Source organism: Xanthomonas dyei (assembly GCF_002939865.1).
In the GTDB taxonomy this organism is placed as follows: Bacteria; Pseudomonadota; Gammaproteobacteria; order Xanthomonadales; family Xanthomonadaceae; genus Xanthomonas; species Xanthomonas dyei.
The window spans coordinates 1-5,696 of record NZ_MDEE01000081.1; the positions used below are offsets into that span (position 1 = coordinate 1).

Annotated in this window: 1 protein-coding gene, 2 tRNA genes and 3 rRNA genes; all 6 read right to left on the reverse strand. The window is 53.5% G+C overall.

Translation table 11 applies throughout. The annotated features are described in order from the left end of the window. Positions 1-26 precede the first annotated feature (26 nt). Positions 27-141, reverse strand: a 5S ribosomal RNA gene (rrf, locus tag XdyCFBP7245_RS22925). Positions 142-312: 171 nt separating this feature from the next. Further along, positions 313-3,193 (reverse strand): 23S ribosomal RNA (locus XdyCFBP7245_RS22930). Between the two features lie 228 nt (positions 3,194-3,421). After that, positions 3,422-3,498, reverse strand: a tRNA-Ile gene (locus XdyCFBP7245_RS22935). Positions 3,499-3,517: 19 nt separating this feature from the next. Then, a tRNA-Ala gene (locus XdyCFBP7245_RS22940) sits at positions 3,518-3,593 on the reverse strand. A 94-nt stretch (positions 3,594-3,687) separates the two neighbouring features. Beyond that, a 16S ribosomal RNA gene (locus XdyCFBP7245_RS22945) occupies positions 3,688-5,234 on the reverse strand. Together the 16S, 23S and 5S rRNA genes with 2 tRNA genes alongside form the textbook arrangement of a ribosomal RNA operon. Before the next feature lie 198 nt (positions 5,235-5,432). After that, positions 5,433-5,696: hypothetical protein (locus XdyCFBP7245_RS24345; RefSeq protein WP_211287772.1), on the reverse strand; the 264-nt coding region annotated here is incomplete at its 5' end.

The window sequence follows — 5,696 nt, forward strand, 5'->3', positions numbered from 1 at the left end:
GTTGGACTGAGGGTTTCGGGTAAAGCCCCTGGCGATGACCTACTCTCGCATGGCTTGAGCCACACTACCATCGGCGCAGCTGCGTTTCACTTCCGAGTTCGGGATGGGATCGGGTGGTTCCACAGCGCTAATTTCACCAGGGAGACGGTTGGAGAGTCGCCAGATGGAACTTCCTCAAACGTGCGCACATTGCTGTGCAAGCGTTTGCGTGTGGAAGCACCTACGGCGCTCGTCTCGCATAGTTAACTTGTGACGTAGCTTGCGTTTGGTGATCTACCAACGTTCGTTGGGACCAAGGCAACTTGAGGTTATATGGTCAAGCCGCACGGATCATTAGTATCAGTTAGCTCAATACATTGCTGTACTTACACACCTGACCTATCAACCACATAGTCTATATGGTTCCTTTAGGGGGCTTGTGCCCCGGGAAGTCTCATCTTGAGGCGCGCTTCCCGCTTAGATGCTTTCAGCGGTTATCGCTTCCGAACATAGCTACCCGGCAATGCCACTGGCGTGACAACCGGAACACCAGAGGTTCGTCCACTCCGGTCCTCTCGTACTAGGAGCAGCCCCTCTCAAACTTCCAACGCCCATGGCAGATAGGGACCGAACTGTCTCACGACGTTCTGAACCCAGCTCGCGTACCACTTTAAATGGCGAACAGCCATACCCTTGGGACCGACTACAGCCCCAGGATGTGATGAGCCGACATCGAGGTGCCAAACACCGCCGTCGATATGAACTCTTGGGCGGTATCAGCCTGTTATCCCCGGAGTACCTTTTATCCGTTGAGCGATGGCCCTTCCATACAGAACCACCGGATCACTAAGACCTACTTTCGTACCTGCTTGATCCGTCGATCTTGCAGTCAAGCACGCTTATGCCTTTGCACACAGTGCGCGATGTCCGACCGCGCTGAGCGTACCTTCGTGCTCCTCCGTTACTCTTTAGGAGGAGACCGCCCCAGTCAAACTACCCACCATACACGGTCCCTGATCCGGATAACGGATCTAGGTTAGAACGTCAAGCACGACAGGGTGGTATTTCAAGGATGGCTCCACTGCAGCTAGCGCCACAGTTTCATAGCCTCCCACCTATCCTACACAGACGAACTCAACGTTCAGTGTAAAGCTATAGTAAAGGTTCACGGGGTCTTTCCGTCTTGCCACGGGAACGCTGCATCTTCACAGCGATTTCAATTTCACTGAGTCTCGGGTGGAGACAGCGCCGCTGTCGTTACGCCATTCGTGCAGGTCGGAACTTACCCGACAAGGAATTTCGCTACCTTAGGACCGTTATAGTTACGGCCGCCGTTTACTGGGGCTTCGATCAAGAGCTTCGCCTTGCGGCTGACCCCATCAATTAACCTTCCAGCACCGGGCAGGCGTCACACCCTATACGTCCACTTTCGTGTTTGCAGAGTGCTGTGTTTTTGATAAACAGTCGCAGCGGCCTGGTTTCTGCGACCCTCTTCAGCTATAGCTCGCATGAGCCACCAAAAAGGGTGCACCTTCTCCCGAAGTTACGGTGCCATGTTGCCTAGTTCCTTCACCCGAGTTCTCTCAAGCGCCTGAGAATTCTCATCCTACCCACCTGTGTCGGTTTACGGTACGGTCTTCGTGAGCTGAAGCTTAGGAGCTTTTCCTGGAAGCGTGGTATCAGTGACTTCGCCATAAAGGCTCGTCTCGGTGCTCGGTCTTAAAGAATCCCGGATTTGCCAAAGATTCAAACCTACCGCCTTTCCCCGGGACAACCAACGCCCGGTACACCTAACCTTCTCCGTCCCTCCATCGCACTCACGCGAGGTGCAGGAATATTAACCTGCTTCCCATCGACTACGGCTTTCGCCCTCGCCTTAGGGACCGACTAACCCTGCGTCGATTAACGTTGCGCAAGGAAACCTTGGGCTTTCGGCGTGCGGGCTTTTCACCCGCATTATCGTTACTCATGTCAGCATTCGCACTTCCGATACCTCCAGCAGACTTCTCAATCCACCTTCGCAGGCTTACGGAACGCTCCTCTACCGCGCATAAAACAAGTTTTATGCACCCCAAGCTTCGGTTCACTGCTTAGCCCCGTTAAATCTTCCGCGCAGACCGACTCGACCAGTGAGCTATTACGCTTTCTTTAAAGGGTGGCTGCTTCTAAGCCAACCTCCTGGCTGTCTGTGCCTTTCCACATCGTTTTCCACTTAGCAGTGAATTTGGGACCTTAGCTGTGGGTCTGGGTTGTTTCCCTTTTCACGACGGACGTTAGCACCCGCCGTGTGTCTCCCGGATAGTACGTACTGGTATTCGGAGTTTGCAATGGTTTGGTAAGTCGCGATGACCCCCTAGCCATAACAGTGCTCTACCCCCAGTAGTATTCGTCCGAGGCGCTACCTAAATAGCTTTCGAGGAGAACCAGCTATCTCCGGGTTCGATTAGCTTTTCACTCCTAATCACAGCTCATCCCCGTCTTTTGCAACAGACGTGGGTTCGGGCCTCCAGTACCTGTTACGGCACCTTCACCCTGGCCATGACTAGATCACCCGGTTTCGGGTCTACTGCCCGCGACTATGCGCCCTTATCAGACTCGGTTTCCCTTCGCCTCCCCTATACGGTTAAGCTTGCCACGAACAGTAAGTCGCTGACCCATTATACAAAAGGTACGCAGTCACTCTTGCGAGCTCCTACTGCTTGTACGCACACGGTTTCAGGATCTATTTCACTCCCCTCTCCGGGGTTCTTTTCGCCTTTCCCTCACGGTACTGGTTCACTATCGGTCGGTCAGGAGTATTTAGCCTTGGAGGATGGTCCCCCCATATTCAGACAGGGTTTCACGTGCCCCGCCCTACTCGTCTTCACTGGAGTGGCCCTTTTAAATACAGGGCTATCACCTTCTATGGCCAATCTTTCCAGATTGTTTTTCTAAAGCCATTCCAGCTTAAGGGCTGTTCCCCGTTCGCTCGTCACTACTTAGGGAATCTCGGTTGATTTCTTTTCCTCCGGTTACTTAGATATTTCAGTTCACCGGGTTCGCTTCCAGCAGCTATGAATTCACTGCAGGATACTGCCGAAGCAGTGGGTTTCCCCATTCGGATATTGCCGGATCAAAGCTTGTTGCCAGCTCCCCGACACTTTTCGCAGGCTACCACGTCCTTCATCGCCTCTGACCGCCTAGGCATCCACCGTGTGCGCTTATTCGCTTGACCATATAACCCCAAGTTGCCTCGGAGCTATATGTACGTGTTGTGTGGGGTACAAAGCCACCAACGCGAACATACGACTCAATTATTTAGGGACTCGAAGTCCCCGCCTTAGCCTCAACGACACGTTTAGATAGATATCTCAAACGCTCGCTACGTCACAAGTTATAAAAGAACACGTACCAGCCTCAACGCTGATCCGTATAAATTCTTAAGTGTGCACTACATTCAGAGTGGTGGGTCTGGGTAGACTCGAACTACCGACCTCACCCTTATCAGGGGTGCGCTCTAACCACCTGAGCTACAGACCCGAAGTCTTTTCACTCAATATGGTGGAGCCTGTCGGGATCGAACCGACGACCCCCTGCTTGCAAAGCAGGTGCTCTCCCAGCTGAGCTAAGGCCCCAAAAGGGACTTCGCATACCGACCTGTGCCGGTATGAATCTCTGAATGCAGGTAATTTGTGAGGACGCCCGACAGGACGAATGACGTCATGCTCAAAAGGAGGTGATCCAGCCGCACCTTCCGATACGGCTACCTTGTTACGACTTCACCCCAGTCATCGGCCACACCGTGGCAAGCGCCCTCCCGAAGGTTAAGCTACCTGCTTCTGGTGCAACAAACTCCCATGGTGTGACGGGCGGTGTGTACAAGGCCCGGGAACGTATTCACCGCAGCAATGCTGATCTGCGATTACTAGCGATTCCGACTTCATGGAGTCGAGTTGCAGACTCCAATCCGGACTGAGATAGGGTTTCTGGGATTGGCTTGCCCTCGCGGGTTTGCAGCCCTCTGTCCCTACCATTGTAGTACGTGTGTAGCCCTGGTCGTAAGGGCCATGATGACTTGACGTCATCCCCACCTTCCTCCGGTTTGTCACCGGCGGTCTCCTTAGAGTTCCCACCATTACGTGCTGGCAACTAAGGACAAGGGTTGCGCTCGTTGCGGGACTTAACCCAACATCTCACGACACGAGCTGACGACAGCCATGCAGCACCTGTCTCACGGTTCCCGAAGGCACCAATCCATCTCTGGAAAGTTCCGTGGATGTCAAGACCAGGTAAGGTTCTTCGCGTTGCATCGAATTAAACCACATACTCCACCGCTTGTGCGGGCCCCCGTCAATTCCTTTGAGTTTCAGTCTTGCGACCGTACTCCCCAGGCGGCGAACTTAACGCGTTAGCTTCGATACTGCGTGCCAAATTGCACCCAACATCCAGTTCGCATCGTTTAGGGCGTGGACTACCAGGGTATCTAATCCTGTTTGCTCCCCACGCTTTCGTGCCTCAGTGTCAGTGTTGGTCCAGGTAGCCGCCTTCGCCACGGATGTTCCTCCCGATCTCTACGCATTTCACTGCTACACCGGGAATTCCGCTACCCTCTACCACACTCTAGTGACCCAGTATCCACTGCAATTCCCAGGTTGAGCCCAGGGCTTTCACAACAGACTTAAACCACCACCTACGCACGCTTTACGCCCAGTAATTCCGAGTAACGCTTGCACCCTTCGTATTACCGCGGCTGCTGGCACGAAGTTAGCCGGTGCTTATTCTTTGGGTACCGTCAGAACAATCGGGTATTAACCGACTGCTTTTCTTTCCCAACAAAAGGGCTTTACAACCCGAAGGCCTTCTTCACCCACGCGGCATGGCTGGATCAGGCTTGCGCCCATTGTCCAATATTCCCCACTGCTGCCTCCCGTAGGAGTCTGGACCGTGTCTCAGTTCCAGTGTGGCTGATCATCCTCTCAGACCAGCTACGGATCGTCGCCTTGGTGGGCCTTTACCCCGCCAACTAGCTAATCCGACATCGGCTCATTCAATCGCGCGAAGCCCGAAGGTCCTCCGCTTTCACCCGTAGGTCGTATGCGGTATTAGCGTAAGTTTCCCTACGTTATCCCCCACGAAAGAGTAGATTCCGATGTATTCCTCACCCGTCCGCCACTCGCCACCCATAAGAGCAAGCTCTTACTGTGCTGCCGTTCGACTTGCATGTGTTAGGCCTGCCGCCAGCGTTCACTCTGAGCCAGGATCAAACTCTTCACTTAAAATTACATGTCCGAAGACAAATTACTTTAGCTGCAGAAGTTCAACCACTGACAACTTATCGCTTGCAAAGCAATTAATATGTTGCTTTTTGATTAAACGTCTGCAAGATGGACAATCATCCTTCCTGCAGGCGTCCGCACAAATTACCTGCGCACACTGTCAAAGAACATTGGGAAGTGGCCTCAGCGCCGCTCCCGTCAGCTTCGTCGTTTCCGTCGAAGCGAGCCGCCCATTATAGCGGACTTTTTCTTGCCGCCAACACCTTGTTGCCGAGGTGGTTGACGCTGCTTCGTTTCAACCCGAAGGTTTTCTGCGAAGCGAGCCGGCCATATTAGCAGGCTTTTCATCTCCGTCAACCCCTCGTGAAGAGGACGTTGCCGCCGCTGCACCTCAATCCGCCGTAGCGTCTTTCCGTGTAGCGAGCCGCCCATCATAGCCGGCTTTTGCGTTTCGTCAACACC